General features: G+C 43.8%; 10 protein-coding genes. 3 read left to right on the plus strand and 7 right to left on the minus strand.

Annotated features, from left to right (window positions below; all coding sequences use genetic code 11):
• The first annotated feature begins 25 nt into the window (after nucleotides 1-25).
• Nucleotides 26-1,321 (plus strand): MFS transporter, encoded by a 1,296-nt coding sequence (locus tag AHMF7605_RS06470; protein ID WP_106927577.1) that lies wholly within the window; start codon nucleotides 26-28, stop codon nucleotides 1,319-1,321.
• Between the two features lie 465 nt (nucleotides 1,322-1,786).
• On the opposite strand, the gene AHMF7605_RS06475 is transcribed toward AHMF7605_RS06470, so the two are convergent.
• From AHMF7605_RS06475 to AHMF7605_RS06485, 3 genes are all read right to left on the minus strand, one after another.
• Nucleotides 1,787-3,934, minus strand: coding sequence for a glycoside hydrolase family 31 protein (locus AHMF7605_RS06475; RefSeq protein WP_106927579.1), 2,148 nt, complete (start codon nucleotides 3,932-3,934; stop codon nucleotides 1,787-1,789).
• A gap of 220 nt (nucleotides 3,935-4,154) precedes the next feature.
• Nucleotides 4,155-5,513, minus strand: coding sequence for a Gfo/Idh/MocA family protein (locus tag AHMF7605_RS06480; RefSeq protein ID WP_106927581.1), 1,359 nt, complete (start codon nucleotides 5,511-5,513; stop codon nucleotides 4,155-4,157).
• Between the two features lie 185 nt (nucleotides 5,514-5,698).
• The gene (locus tag AHMF7605_RS06485; protein WP_106927583.1) at nucleotides 5,699-6,796 is read right to left on the minus strand and encodes a mevalonate kinase family protein; all 1,098 of its coding nucleotides are present in this window, start codon (nucleotides 6,794-6,796) and stop codon (nucleotides 5,699-5,701) included.
• A 293-nt stretch (nucleotides 6,797-7,089) separates the two neighbouring features.
• Between AHMF7605_RS06485 and AHMF7605_RS06495 the strand changes: the two genes are divergently transcribed.
• Together AHMF7605_RS06495 and AHMF7605_RS06500 are read left to right on the plus strand one after the other, a co-directional pair.
• A complete protein-coding gene (locus AHMF7605_RS06495; protein WP_106927587.1) occupies nucleotides 7,090-8,094 on the plus strand; it encodes a LacI family DNA-binding transcriptional regulator in 1,005 nt (334 codons plus the stop codon).
• Between the two features lie 244 nt (nucleotides 8,095-8,338).
• The gene (locus tag AHMF7605_RS06500) at nucleotides 8,339-9,304 is read left to right on the plus strand and encodes an NADP-dependent oxidoreductase (RefSeq protein WP_106927589.1); all 966 of its coding nucleotides are present in this window, start codon (nucleotides 8,339-8,341) and stop codon (nucleotides 9,302-9,304) included.
• A 128-nt stretch (nucleotides 9,305-9,432) separates the two neighbouring features.
• Here the strand turns inward: AHMF7605_RS06500 and AHMF7605_RS06505 are convergent, their stop codons facing one another.
• The 4 genes from AHMF7605_RS06505 to AHMF7605_RS06520 form a co-directional block, all read right to left on the minus strand.
• Nucleotides 9,433-10,077, minus strand: coding sequence for an NAD(P)H-dependent oxidoreductase (locus tag AHMF7605_RS06505; protein ID WP_106927591.1), 645 nt, complete (start codon nucleotides 10,075-10,077; stop codon nucleotides 9,433-9,435).
• Between the two features lie 210 nt (nucleotides 10,078-10,287).
• Complete coding sequence (locus AHMF7605_RS06510) at nucleotides 10,288-11,121, minus strand: FkbM family methyltransferase (RefSeq protein ID WP_106927593.1); 834 nt, start codon at nucleotides 11,119-11,121, stop codon at nucleotides 10,288-10,290.
• Nucleotides 11,122-11,663: 542 nt separating this feature from the next.
• Nucleotides 11,664-13,196, minus strand: a complete 1,533-nt coding sequence (locus AHMF7605_RS06515) for a sodium:solute symporter (RefSeq protein WP_106927595.1) — start codon at nucleotides 13,194-13,196, stop codon at nucleotides 11,664-11,666.
• On the minus strand, nucleotides 13,193-14,134 hold the full coding sequence (locus AHMF7605_RS06520; protein WP_106927597.1) for a dihydrodipicolinate synthase family protein: 942 nt from the start codon (nucleotides 14,132-14,134) through the stop codon (nucleotides 13,193-13,195). The genes AHMF7605_RS06515 and AHMF7605_RS06520 overlap by 4 nt, the downstream gene beginning before the upstream one ends.
• Between the last annotated feature and the right edge of the window lie 35 nt (nucleotides 14,135-14,169).

Raw genomic sequence — 14,169 nt, forward strand, 5'->3', positions numbered from 1 at the left:
AGCTTAGTACTTAACTGTCCACTGTATGACTTCTTCCTCCACGTTTCGGCAACTTTTAAAAATACCCGTACTGGTAGCCGCCTTAGGCTACCTGGTAGATATGTACGATTTGTTTTTGTTTAACATTGTGCGGGTACCCAGTTTAAAAGATTTAGGTTTAGCCGAGGAAGATTTGTTTCATAAAGGTTTACTTATCCTGGATGTGCAAATGGCCGGCATGCTGATTGGTGGTATTTTGTGGGGTATTTTGGGCGATAAAAAAGGACGTCTCTCGGTACTATTTGGTTCTATTTTATTGTATTCTCTGGCCAATATTGCCAATGGGTTCGTAACCTCTTACGAACAATATCTGCCTTTACGCTTTATTGCCGGCGTTGGCTTAGCCGGAGAGTTAGGAGCTGGTATTACTCTTGTTGCTGAAATTTTGCCTAAAGAAATCCGGGGTTGGGGTACTACCTTAGTGGCTACCGTTGGGGTATTTGGAGCAATACTCGCCTACTTTGTGGCGTCTACTTTCGACTGGCGGGTTTCTTACTTTGTGGGGGGTGGTTTGGGTTTATTATTACTATTGATGCGGGTACGCGTTTTTGAATCGGGCGTTTTTTTGCACCTGAAAAATAAACACGTAAAGCGCGGCAATTTTATAATGCTATTCTCCAGCGGTACCCGCTTCACCAAGTATTTGTACTCCATTTTAATAGGCACTCCCATCTGGTTTGTTTCGGGGGTTTTAATATTTTTCTCGCCGGAATTTGGGGCGGCTTTGGGAGTAACCGAACCTATAGTAGCGGGTAAAGCGGTTATGCTGGCCTTTGCCGGCCAGGTAGCCGGCGATATGGTTTCTGGATACCTGAGCCAGCGTTTTAAAAGCCGCAAAAAAGGAATGCTTATTTTTCTGCTGGGTTCTTATTCTTTCATGTTGGTGTACTTACTGGCTAAAACGCAAAGCTTAACCACCTTTTACATTTTTTGCGCCGCTCTGGGCTTTTTTAACGGGTACTGGACCTTGTTTATCACGATTGCCGCCGAGTTATTCGGTACTAATCTCCGGGCTACGGTAGCTACTACGGTTCCAAATTTTGTGAGAGCATCGGTTATTCCCATTTCGGCTTTGTTTGTATTTGCCAAAGGCCATTTCGGGCTTACTATTGGAGCTGCTTTGGTAGGAGCTTTAATTGTGGGCATTGCCCTTTTGGCTTTATCCCGCTTAGAAGAAACCTTTCCCAAAGATTTGGATTACGAAGAATGGGAAGGAAAAGAGCCAAGCGTCACCTCTTCTTCGGATTTGTTGCAGCCATCCAAAGTACGTGGAAGAAGTTAAAGTTTATTTCTTATTAGTTTCATAAGACTAATGTTTTCCCTTGAACTACCTTCCATAGGCCGGAAAAAGCAACATTTCCACCCCAGAATATTTTTTGGATTAAGATACCTAGCTGTGTAAGTATCAGTAGCTGTTGAGACTTATACCAGTTTGGCTGTTGAGGGCCTTTTAGCGTTCCGGTGCCGACGCAGGAGGCAGGGCGCAACGGCGTGAGCCAAGGTTCGCTAAACCGCCCGAAAGAGCCAAACGAGGCCTGCCGGCCAGGAGGAAAACGGGTTACTTCTCAAACCGCATGCGCACCTAAATCTGGAAACGGAAACTGACTCCACCGAAAAGACCTTTATTCAATTAAAATCTTCTTTCGCTTTTAGCCTAGTAAAAGAGATTGTAACTACTTCATACTATTTGGTATAAGTCTCAAAGTAGTATCTTTCATATTACTTGGAAAGAACAAGCTACGCCCTGTTAGTTGGAAGGAGTCATAAACTCCCAACGAATGTTCTTATAACGAAAATTCTTATTATTCGGCTTTGGAGTATTTCCTTTCAATAAACCTTTCTTATTTTTAGTAACTTCCAGTTTGGTCCAGGTATAAGCGCCTTGTTCGTAATCAAAGGTTTCGCCATCATCGTCGTACAAATTCCAGCTACCTTCCTTCTCTCCGTAATGCCGGATGGTAAGAGGTAATACCGTTGCTTTAGTGGGGCTATGTAAAGCTGGTGGAATAAGCGGGATAATGCCGCCGTCTTTTACAAAAAGCGGCATTTTATTCCTCTCCGGCGTAACTCGAATTACTTCCCCGGCACCGGCCAATTTCCCGGAGTAAAAATCAAACCATTTGCCCGGCGGTAAAATAACTTTCCGGCTTTTTTCCCCGGCAAAAAGCGGAGCCACCAGTAAATAATCACCCAACATATACTGGTCTTTCATGTCTTCTTTCAGCGCCAAACCGTAAGGATTATCGGTGGAGTTTAAGGCAGCCTTTTCCGATTTAGCGGCAAAAGAAAAACCTTCTACCAGGTTCATGGCTCGTATGGGTGGCTTTCCTTCATAGTGGTACTGCGCAAACGTGGTGTATAAATACGGTAGTAATTGCATCCGGAGTAACATTACTTGTTTTATTGGTTCGGCCACTGCCGGGTACGTCCAGGGCTTGGTACCATCCGCCCAGGCGTTTAGCATGGCCATCGGTGAAAAACATACCGTTTGCATCCGACGCAGCCATTCTTCGTCGGTTTTAGAAGAACGGGCTTCGGGAGTCCACAAAACCCCGATAAAAGAACTGTTGCACAATGCCGTAATAAAATCGCGGTGATCGTAATAATCATTATAGATAACAAAGGGTAAATTAGAAGCCCCCGCATTAGAAGCCCGCACCAAACCGTAGGTACGCGTATTCTGTTCCCGAAACCAACCATCCACCATTTTCTGAAATTTCAAGCCGTAAATCTGCCGCATTTGCTCGGCGGGTATACCCGACGGAAAAGTTGCTACATCCGGCCAAAGCCATTTATCATAGCCATCTACCTCATCTACTTTATACCCGGCTACTCCCATTTTTAAATGTTCGGCCGTAAATAGTTTTCTGTATAAGTCCTGAACGGGCTTTAAAGTAAAATCGGGTACCAAACCAACCCATACGGTATGCGAAGCAGTATAAGGTTTAATTACTTCATAAACCGGAGATTTAGAACCTGGGTAAGGGTTAATCCATAAATTAACGCGAATATTCTTTTTTAATAACTCGTTTAAGAATGGTTTAGGCTGCGGAAAACGGGTTTTATCCCACACGAAGGAATTCGGATAAGAGGTGCTTTGCCAACCCGGTTCCAAGCCTACAAAACTTAATGGATAGCCCTTGCTCTCAAAAGCAGTTACTTCTTCCAGAATTTGTTCGTCGGTAAATAAAGTAGGTGTTCGATGGGTAAAACCCAAGCCCCATTTAGGCGGCAAAGTACCTCCACCGTTGAACAAATTATAGCGCTGCACTACTTCTAAGGCGTTTTTACCGGCAAATAGGTAAACTTTCACGCCCTTAGCCGGCACCAAAACTTCTACCGCGTCCGAATACGGCTGCGCTTCCCAACCAGCCTGAGGATCGTTCCGATTTCGTTCGGGTGGAAAATCTTTGCTATCCGTCCGGACGCTAGTTCCGGCATAAACCGTAAGGTAACGCGCCGAGTTTACCAGGATGCCGTAGCCTTTATCGGACACATAAAAAGGAACCGGCGCGTGCGTGCGGCCATCGTCTTGGCCATTATAATGGTCCACGTGCAGGTTTTTGATGGTTCCTCGTTGCTGAACGGTTTTAAAATTCAACCCTAAACCAAATAATTGTTCTTCTTTCTGTAAGGGAAAGTGCAGGTAGGTCTTACCATCCGTCACTTCGGCCTTGCTTGATTTTATTTGCTCCGGAAAAAGAGGCTTACCTAACTTTTGCAGCGCATCCGTACGGGGTTTCGTTTCGGCTATCTGCAATAAGTCAATTCCTTCGGGATCACCAATAATTGATTCCCAAACGCCGGGTGTAATTTCTCGCCAATTTAATTCCTGTTTTTGGGCGTAAACGGTAGTAATGCAAAAAATAATCAGAAGGAAGACTAGTTTTTTCATGAAAGAAAGCCTAAACAGTAAAATTAAAAAGCTTTTTAGCTACGCTGAATGCAAGAAAATTAATGGATAAAGTTAGTGTAAAATAAAACTGTCCTTCCAAAAACTATACTGCTGAATGGCAATATAGATTTTTGGAAGGACAGATAATCAGCTAGTTTTAATTTTATTCTTCCGGGATGAAGAAAAATTTAATAATTAGATCAATTTCAGAAATCACAAATCAAACTGCAAAAACCGGTTTCCGGTTTTTCCATTTGCCGCGGGTAAAATCCGGAATCGGAATAGAGGCGGAATTCTGAGCAATGGATTGTTCCGATAAAGGACTAATGGCCGACCACGCCGCGGCATCGTACACATCAATGGGTGGGGCTGTCTTGTTCCGGACGGCTTCCACAAAATCCCGCATCACGAAATAATCCATTCCGCCGTGGCCGGCGCCTTCGGCTTCTTTCTCGAATTGCTGCCAAAATTTATGGTCGTATTTTTTCATGTACTCGGTATCTGGTTCCCACTCATCGTTGGTTTTGCTCACTTTCTCGATGTAAATTTTGTCGCCATCATCCATCCAGAGGCCGTTGGTGCCTTGCACCCGGAAGCCCAAAGAATACGGGCGCGGCAAGTTGGTATCGTGGGTAATTAAAATGGTTTCGCCGTTAGCGCATTTTATCATGGTTTGCACGATATCGCCCAGCTTAAATTTCACTTTGGCATTCGGGTGGTTTTCGCCGCCGTTATCGACAATGTATTTATGCAAGCCCAAACTTTTGGTAGCCATAGAAGTTAAGTACAAAAACTGGTTGCCCCGGTTAATGTTAATCATTTCGGCAACTGGTCCCAGGCCGTGGGTCGGATACAAATCGCCGTTACGGTCAACGGAGTGTTGCGTCCGCCATTTGGCTTCGCTAAAGGCTTTAGGCCCAAATTCTACCCCTACGCCGGCCGGTTGTTTTCCGTCGTTAAATTTAATACCCCGTAAGTCGTGCTGGTAACCGCATTGCAGGTGCACTATCTCCCCGAATAAGTTTTGGCGCACCATATTCAAAACGGCCATTACATCGCGACGGTAACACACATTTTCGAGAATCATACAATGCGCACCCGTTTTTTCGAAGGTATCCACCAAAGCCCATGATTCTTCTAGTTTCACCGTAGCCGACACTTCTACCCCCGCGTATTTACGGGCATTCATGGCAGCAAGCGCCATGGGCACGTGCCATTCCCAGGGAGTAGCAATAATGACCCCGTCCACATCATCGCGCTTTACTAAGTTCTCGAAATCATGATCGTTTTTACCGTAAACTTTGGCTTCTTTGTGGCCTGCTTCGCGTAATATTTTTTGAGTGGCTGCAATAGCTGCCGGATCAATATCGCAAATGGCGGTTATAGTTACTCCCGGGAAAGCCAAAGCATTATGCACATGATTGCGACCCCGCAAACCCACTCCAATAAATCCTAAACGTACTTTAGGAGCCGCTTTTTGGGCTAATAAACCCGAAGGTAAAAAACTGGTGGCCGCTGTAGCCGCTAAAACCGTGGAACTCTTCCGGATAAATTCTCGCCGGTTAACAAAATTTGTCATTTGTTTGCAGATAATTTAAGTTTAAAATTGGTCCAATGAGAGTTTAGTTTCCATTGAACCTACTTGCGGATGTATTCTGATTCTATCTGGAGCCAAGTGGAGGTTACGTACAAATTTGCTCCATTCCTTTTGGCTTCCGGCGGTCATCAAACCTGACATGGTTATACGTAATAATTAGATTTAGCTCAAACTTCCTTTACCACTGGGGCTGTAAGGGGTTCTAACCTAGTACCTTCATCAACAGTAATAATATAAGCTTTACCGCCTTGCTGCTCAATGGCTTCTACTACTGCTTCGGGTTGCTCGGGCGCGTACGCAAACATACAGCCGCCGCCGCCCGAACCATTAATTTTGGCCCCTAGGGCACCAGCCCGTAGCGCTGCTTCAATCATAGCGTTTATTTTAGGGGTAGACACTCCTTTAGCATCCCGCAAATTATCCTGGTGTTGGTTTAACAAGCTACCGAGCGCCTCCGAATCTAATTTCCCTTGTTTTAGCAATTGTTTGGCTTCGCGCAAGATATCCCGATCCGATAAATTACTTTTAAAAAGTAACATTTCGTCATCCGTCAGCACCGAATGGTACTCGGGCGCACTGCTTAAAGGAGTTACGTGCAAATCAAAACCCGGATGGTACGCTTTAATTTTCCGGAGCGCCTCTAGCATACCAAATTTTACTCTTTTTAAAATATTTAAAGTATCTTTTGGTTGTTGAGAATCGCCTAAAACAAAGGTACCGAGCGAGGGCCGGAACGTTTCGACGTAAATTTTAGGTTGCGATTCCAGGTAAATAATATTCCCCATGGCCGTGGAATAATGATCCATCATGCCGCCGGGTTCGCCAAATTCCAGCACTTCGGCCTGGTAAGCCAGCTCCCCAATTTCAGCCTGCGACTTTTGGATGGGTTGATCGGCGGTTTGTAAAAGAAAATTTATCCAGGAAACCTGTAAAGCCGAAGAACTCGAAGTACCCGAATTAATGGGAATATTCCCCCGCACCGTTACCTCCAAGCCCCGCGAAAAACTAATTTTTTCCTGTCGTTGAATAATATTTATAGCACTCCGGAAATAATCGCGCGGTTTTTCATACGTAAGCTCGGGGGCTAAATCGAAAACTTCCTGGTCATTAATATCCGGTAAATGCAGCAGTATTTTTTTATCCGGTCGATGCTGACCCGTCAAAAAAATCCGTCGGGAAATAGCGGCGGCAATAACCGGTAAGCCCAGGTAATCCTGGTGTTCTCCGAACAAGCAAATCCGGCCGGGAGTAGAAACACGGATCATATTATTTGAATCAGGAGTGAACAACAATTTCGTAGCTTTAAGATTTAGTTTAACCTAGCCAAAAACAGCCTGGCCGGTATTCTGAACGTGAATAGATTTGTTGAATATAAATATAATCCCGTATTTATTCAAGAGAAGGCTGCCGGTAAAAGCTATTCGATGAGCTTAATGAAGGCTATCGGGCTGTGCAACCGATTGCGCAAATTACGGCAAAAGGAAAGTATTTTTGATTTACTAGCTTTATTGCCCGGAAGGCTGTATTTTTAAACAATCATCCTTTTACTCCCTCTGCTATGGCCAATCATACCCCTACCATGAAAGAAATTGCCAAACATTTGGGGGTGTCGGTTACAACGGTTTCCCGGGCTTTGCAAAACCATCCGCGGATTGGCTTACGTACCCGCGAACAAGTACACGCTTGGGTACAAAAAATAGGGTACGTTCCTAACTCGACGGCCATTTATTTAAAGAAGAAGTGCACTTTTAATATTGGGGTGGTATTGCCTTTTTTAACCGAGCAGTTTTTTTCGCTGGCCATTTCCGGCATTGAAGATACCACCATGAGCCACGGCTACAGCGTATTGGTCGTGCAATCCCGGAATAATTTTGAGCGGGAACGAACCGCTATCACCTCACTCATTAAACACGGGGTAGATGGGATAATTGTATCGGTAGCTTCGGAAACGCAAACTTACCTGCACCTCGACGAAGCCCAGAAACACGGGGTTCCGGTAGTATTATTTGACAGGGTAATTAAGCGGGCTCCCAACAGCTGCGTGTATTCCGATATTGTGGTGGGAGCTTACGAGGCCATTGCTTTTCTGATTGCCCGCGGTCTTACCCGGATTGCTTTATTAAACGGCCCGAACACTTTGCAGGCCACCGAAGAACGTTTGAAAGGCTACGTGAAAGCTTTGCAGGAACACCAGATTTCAATTAACATTCACTACATTAAAAGTGTGAACCTTACTAAGGAAGATACCATCCGGAAAACGCACGAATTATTAAACTTACCCGAAGTACCACAAGCCATTTTGGCCTTTCATGATTACGTGGCGTTGGATGCCATGCAAGTTTGTAAAGAACGGGGTTTGCACATTAATAAAGATATTTCGTTCGTTAGCTTTTCTAATCTTTCTTTTTGCTCTTACCTCGACCACCCTCCTATTGCTTCCATTGAACAGTTTCCGTACGAAATGGGCGAGAAAGCCGCTCAAATTTTAATGAACGCCCTCTCGCATCCGGAAACAGCTACCCGGCAGGAAGTAGTAATTAAATCGAAGCTGGTGCAACGTTAGGAAAGCACGCACTCATTAATACGCAACAAAGCTCGCTGGCCTGAAATCAACATACGAACCCTTTGCTGCATCAGCACCTTTGATCAGAAAAAGGAATTAGCTTCACCAATAAACATTTATTTATCTTTTAGGTTAGAGTTTAAATTCTAACAACTTAGATTGGGTGTTAGAATCTATCATTTAGAAACTAATAAAATAGTGTGCTGTAACTTTGCCAAGATATTCTAAACGGAAAATTGAAACTATGAAAGCAATTATTACCACCGCTCCGGGTGGCGTCGAAAACTTAAAATTACAAGAAGTAGAAAAGCCCCAACCAGGACCCAACGAGGTGCTGATTAAGGTTTTGGCGCTAAGTGTAAATCCAGTGGATGTTAAGACCAGAAAAGGAGGTACTTTTTATAACCAGCTGAACGAAGAGCCTCCGGTAATTCTCGGATGGGACATTTCGGGTACGGTAGCTGCTATCGGCAGTGCGGTTACGGAGTGGCAAGAAGGCGACGAAGTATTTGGCATGATTAACTTTCCCGGCAAAGGCCGGGCTTACGCCGAATACGTGCTTGCTCCGGCCAATCATTTAGCGCGTAAACCGCAAAACATTACCCATGCCCAGGCCGCTGCCACCACCTTGGCGGCCCTAACGGCGTACCAGGTACTGGTGCACGAAGCAAAGCTTCAAAGCGGTCAGCATTTGCTCCTGCACGCCGCCGCCGGGGGAGTAGGTCATTTTGCGGTACAAATAGCCAAACATTTGGGAGCAACGGTAAGTGGTACAGCTTCGGCAGCAAATGCTTCTTTTATAAAAGAATTAGGCGTAGACTACCCGATTGACTACAAGGCCCAACCTCTCGAAGAAGCTGTAAAAGAAGTAGATTTAGTTTTTGACCCAGTGGGCGGTGAAACTACCGCCACATCTATTAATTTGTTAAAAAAAAGCGGTATTCTAGTCTCGATTGTGGGAGGAGTAAAAGAACATTTAACCAGCCAGATCAATGAAAAAGGCATTTCGGCCAAGAACTACCTGGTGCATTCCAGCGGTGCCGACATGGCAGCACTGGCCCGCTGGCTGGAACAAGGCATGTTAAAACCCGTGATTGAACACCAATTTAAGTTTGAAGAAATGGCAAAAGCCCACGCACAGATTGAAACCGGCCGAACCCGGGGCAAGGTGGTAGTAATTTTAACAGATGAAATTGTTCCTTCTTCTTAACTAAAGAGCAAGCACAAGGAAAAATATCTTGTTCTTGCGGAGGAAATAAGCAAGAAAGTACGCAAGAGTATCCATACTAAAGGAAAGCCTGGTCTCTCCTATCTTGATACTTATGCTTTTTTTATAACTTAAAGAAATCTGGGAGAATTTAAATCTAAGTTTCCGGTCGCCGGCCATTCTCCATCCGGAATTTTAAGGGTGACATGGGGCCAGGAAACCCATACATCAGGCGGCAAGGAGGTGGCTTTAACTAAATTTTTAAGGACAATTTCCAGGTCCTCTACCCGCCAAACATCTTCGTTGGGGTCATCCACTTGCCCTTTAGAGGCTGAAATGGCCTCCTGCCCTACTCGGGATACCACTAAAGTGGAACACGGTGGACTCCAACAACCCAACCCGGAAAAAACCGATTGTATTCTGGACGCAACATCTGCTCCTCCAACAGAATCCATACTTACGGCACAGGCAACCGGCTTACCAAAAAGGGCGGGAGAATTTTCGAATGCCGAAATAATTTCAATAAATCTTTGCAACGAAGAACCATAATTATTCCAGTAAGTGCCCGTAATTATTAAGAACCCGTGGCTGCTAGTAAGCAAATCGTAAACTTGCTGGATGCCAGGCATAGGTTCGGCGAGGGTGATTATAGAAGCAGTGGCGAAAAGTTTAGAATGTAAGTATTGCTCGGCAGCTATTGAAAGCGCCCCCGAATTGCCTTGCTTACCCCGGATAGAGCCGTTTATAATTAAAATTTTCTTTTCTTCTTTTTGCATAAACTTTCAACCCGAACAAATATTCTTTATTGCACTTTGTTTTAGATTAGTTTAGCGGGTATTTCCGGCAGAAATCAAGGTTGTATTCAGCTTCTACTAGTGCTCTTCCAGATTAAAAATTAAAAATGAAGAATTAGAAATTTAGGCTTTAAAGAGTTTCAGGCCAGAATAAATACTTATTTCCTTTCTCCGAATTGAATTGGTCGTGCACTAGGTTGCAGGTTGTAATACGTTGCTTTTTAATGACACATTAAACTTATCTAAAACATCGGGTCTAGAATGATGAATGCCTAATACATTTCCGTTGATTTTTCTAAAATTATTCACCCGAACTTTCTTTGGGTTAAACAAATTATAACCTAAGTCGTTTAATATTTGTATTACCTCATAATCATTTACCGTTACTTCAATCATTAAATTAGGTTTATACTTTTTTAAGGTTTCAGTCATTCCGGTTAAAGCAATTAATTCGGCCCCTTCAATATCCATTTTTATAAAATCGATGGTCGTATCGGGATAAAATTGCTTTAAATAGCTATCGAGCGTAACGGTTTCTACTTCTACCATTTTCTTACTTACTTTAACCCCCGAATTAGCTAAAGTAGCATTAAACCGTTGGTAATCATTGATTAATGAATTGTTTTGACCGGTTAAATTTTCTAAATAAAAGTTGGCCACTCCATTCTGATTAGATACGGCTTTCTGAACCAGTACTACATTATTTAATTTGGCAATATTTTTTTGTAGATAGGGAATGTTATTCGTACCCGGCTCAAAAATCAATATTTTACCTTTATCACCCGCCAAAAAACTAAAATACTGACTAATGTAACCGATATGCGCCCCAACTTCCACAATTGTGTTTCCGGGTGTTATAGTCTCCTGAAAAAAATTCATGGTTTCCGGCTCTCTTTTTTTACCATGATACCAATAACCTTTGTGCATGAAAGCATCTAAAAATAAAGGTTTGTGGGTATAATGATGACGGATTTTAATAGTACCCGGATTTAATAATTTCAAAAGTCTTAAAACAAGCTTTCTCATTTTATTAATTATTAGAAGTGCAACCAACAAGCAGGCTTAAAGCTATTAAGCTATAAATCCATTTAAAAAAATTTAGAAACTCCGGATGAAAACCGGCTTAGATGTGACTACAGGCACAAGGAGGGGTGGCATTCTACTATTTACAATATCCATACAGACATTCTAAATATGTACCTAGGGCGAAGGAGAACTTGTAAGGGCAAAGTAAAAACTTATCGTTCTTAAACCTAATAAATGCTTTAATTTTTGAAGAAACTTTGTACTTTTTTATAGATTTCAAAGAGTTAGGCAGATTAATCATGGTTTAATATAATCTTACCGAATACTTTTTACATTGTAGCCGTTAAAATTCAGATAGAAATATTTACACTTACATCATTCACTCATGGCCCAAAATAAATCATCTGCCACCTTTACCCATCTAGCTGGGCAGGACATTCCAAGGTCTTCCTGATTTAGCATTCGGAAGTACAAAATAGTATTAAGAAGTATGGTATACTTCATCTTCCCAGTTTTTACCAGCTGGAAAAAGTATGATATATCTAAACTTTTCGATTTAAGCTAGCTGCTTCCCGGCTTTTAGAATTAGTCTTTCCGGTGCGGTTAAAAAGTTGCGCGGTACAAAAGCCCATTACAAAAATAGCGGTTGTACCAAACACAATAGCCAAGTTAGGGTGTAAGGCGCTTTTTAAAGGTGACGCTGTTTTTTCAAAATAAGCCGGCGACAAGCTGATCCAGCAAATTACCAGTACCCCGGCAATTACACCTATTAGGGCATCCCGTTTTAAGGCTTGCCGGGAAAAATAACCGAGTAAAAACAAACCTAACATTCCCCCGCTGAAAATAGAAGATAAAGCCCACCAGGCATCTAAAGCGCTTTTCACCTGCAGCATAGCCAAAGCGGCTAATACCCCCAGTATTCCCATTAACAAAGAAGCCAGGTAAAGCACCCACATCGAAGATTTTTCGCTCGCGTTTTTTTGAAAATACCGCTGGTAGTAATCCGTAAGAATAATGGTAGCGGAGCTATTTAAACTGGTGGAAATAGTGCTCATACCCGCCGCGAAAATAGAAGCAATCAACAAACCAGTGAGGCCAGTCGGCAAGCCGTGAGCAATAAAGTAAGGAAATACCCTATCCGAAAGAGCCGGGTCCTGCAAAGCAACGGGCAGCAAATTGGGCTGCGCCTGGTAATACGCATAAAGCGCCGTACCAATAAAGAAAAACAAAGCCGACACGGGCACATACAACAAGCTCCCCAACCAGGTAGAAAATTTAGCTTCTTTCTCGGATTTAGTAGTAAGATAGCGCTGCACGTAACTCTGATCAATCCCAAAATTCTGTAAATTAATAAATAAGCCGTAAATTAAGATTACCCAAAAGGTAGAATCCGACAAACTAGTACTCAGGCTGCCGAAGCTAAACTTATTCTGCTCCGCCGCTAGGGAAAAAAGTTGGCCCGGGCCAGCGGGTAAAGAGAAAAGTAAAACCAACGCACAAGCCAAGGCCCCGGCAATAAGAATAATAGCCTGAATAGCATCCGTCCAGATTACGGCCTGAATACCACCCATTAACGAATAAAGCAATACCCCGATGCCGGTTCCGATAATAATTAGTGGGACATCCCAACCAAACAACGCGTTCATGGGCAAGGCCAACAAAAACATGATCGACCCCATCCGGGCTAATTGCGTGAGCAAGTAACACGCCGAAGCGTAGATGCGCGCCCAGGCCCCAAAACGGGTCTCTAAGTAATAATACGCCGATACACTGTTAATGCTCCGGTAAAGCGGGACAAAGAACCGCACCGCCACGTACGAAGCCAGCGGAATAGAAAGACTAAACACAAATCCGTTCCAGTTGGTCTGGTACGCTTTGCCGGGTAACGCCAGAAAACTAATGCTGCTAACATAGGTGGCGAAAATAGATAAACCTACTACCCAGGCCGGCAAATTGCCGCTACCCACCGTAAAAGCATCCGCCGATTTGTTCCGGAAATAAAAAGAACAGCCGTACAGTACAATGCCTGCCATGTACCCCAAAAAAACCAGCAGATCAATTAGAGGCAGTTTCATACTGGTACTTTTGTATTCAAAGCGGCCTGAATTTCTTGCAAATGTTGCCGGATTATTTTTTGTTCTTTTTCCCCAAATGGTTGCAAAGGCTCGGCTAAAATATTTCGGCAGATACCCATCAGAGAAAGGGCGCATTTTACTCCCTGCAGATAACTGGCCTGGGAATTTCCTACCGAATACAAGTGCGTGCTTATTTGTAGTACCCGTTGGTGCAAGGGTAGTAAACGATCTAAATCCCGGTTTACGGCTGCCTCGTATAAATCGACATACAGCCTTGGAAACAGATTAGCTCCACCGTTTATACCGCCGTGGGCACCCAGCAATACAACTTCGGCCGTTAATTCCTCCGGCCCAACGAGCAGCGAAAAATCCGGCTCATCTTTTAATTGGTAGTGCAATAACTGAAAATTCACCCCGTTACCCGAACTATCTTTAATGCCTACAATATGGGGGTGCTGCGCCAATATTTTCACCGATTTTGGTGCCAGCGAAATTTTGGTGTGCGAAGGCATGTTGTACAAAAACAAAGGCAGCGGCAACTGATCGGCGAGGTGTTGGTAATAGCTCGTTAACTCGGCCTGATTTAAACTGAAGTAATAAGGCGCGGCGGCTACTACTGCCGCAGCGCCGCATTTTTCGGCGGTTTGGGCTAATTGTATACTTTCGGGTAAAGCCGTATCCGTAATTCCTACTAACACCGGCACTCTCCCGGCCACCCACTCGCAGGTGCTTTCTACCATTTCGTGGCGGACGCGGTAACTTAAACTACTCAGTTCGCCGGTAGTACCTAAAATAAAAATTCCGTGTACACCCCCGCCCAAAATATGCTCTACCAGCTTTGCCAAACCTGCCTTATCTAAAGTATCACGGGCGAGTAAAGGAGTGATAATGGGCGGGATGATGCCGCGTAAAGGTTGCGGAAGTTCAGCTTTTTTCATGGCAGAAAAGAGATTAAAGTAATCAGACTTCTTAT

The sequence above is a fragment of the Adhaeribacter arboris genome, from assembly GCF_003023845.1.
Classification (GTDB): domain Bacteria; phylum Bacteroidota; class Bacteroidia; order Cytophagales; family Hymenobacteraceae; genus Adhaeribacter; species Adhaeribacter arboris.

Excerpts from the sequence above, each read along its gene's own strand:
- AHMF7605_RS06470 (WP_106927577.1), top strand. The coding sequence starts at position 26 with ATGACTTCTTCCTCCACGTTTCGGCAACTTTTAAAAATACCCGTACTG.
- AHMF7605_RS06475 (WP_106927579.1), bottom strand. The coding sequence starts at position 3,934 with ATGAAAAAACTAGTCTTCCTTCTGATTATTTTTTGCATTACTACCGTT.
- AHMF7605_RS06480 (WP_106927581.1), bottom strand. The coding sequence starts at position 5,513 with ATGACAAATTTTGTTAACCGGCGAGAATTTATCCGGAAGAGTTCCACG.
- AHMF7605_RS06485 (WP_106927583.1), bottom strand. The coding sequence starts at position 6,796 with ATGATCCGTGTTTCTACTCCCGGCCGGATTTGCTTGTTCGGAGAACAC.
- AHMF7605_RS06495 (WP_106927587.1), top strand. The coding sequence starts at position 7,090 with ATGGCCAATCATACCCCTACCATGAAAGAAATTGCCAAACATTTGGGG.
- AHMF7605_RS06500 (WP_106927589.1), top strand. The coding sequence starts at position 8,339 with ATGAAAGCAATTATTACCACCGCTCCGGGTGGCGTCGAAAACTTAAAA.
- AHMF7605_RS06505 (WP_106927591.1), bottom strand. The coding sequence starts at position 10,077 with ATGCAAAAAGAAGAAAAGAAAATTTTAATTATAAACGGCTCTATCCGG.
- AHMF7605_RS06510 (WP_106927593.1), bottom strand. The coding sequence starts at position 11,121 with ATGAGAAAGCTTGTTTTAAGACTTTTGAAATTATTAAATCCGGGTACT.
- AHMF7605_RS06515 (WP_106927595.1), bottom strand. The coding sequence starts at position 13,196 with ATGAAACTGCCTCTAATTGATCTGCTGGTTTTTTTGGGGTACATGGCA.
- AHMF7605_RS06520 (WP_106927597.1), bottom strand. The coding sequence starts at position 14,134 with ATGAAAAAAGCTGAACTTCCGCAACCTTTACGCGGCATCATCCCGCCC.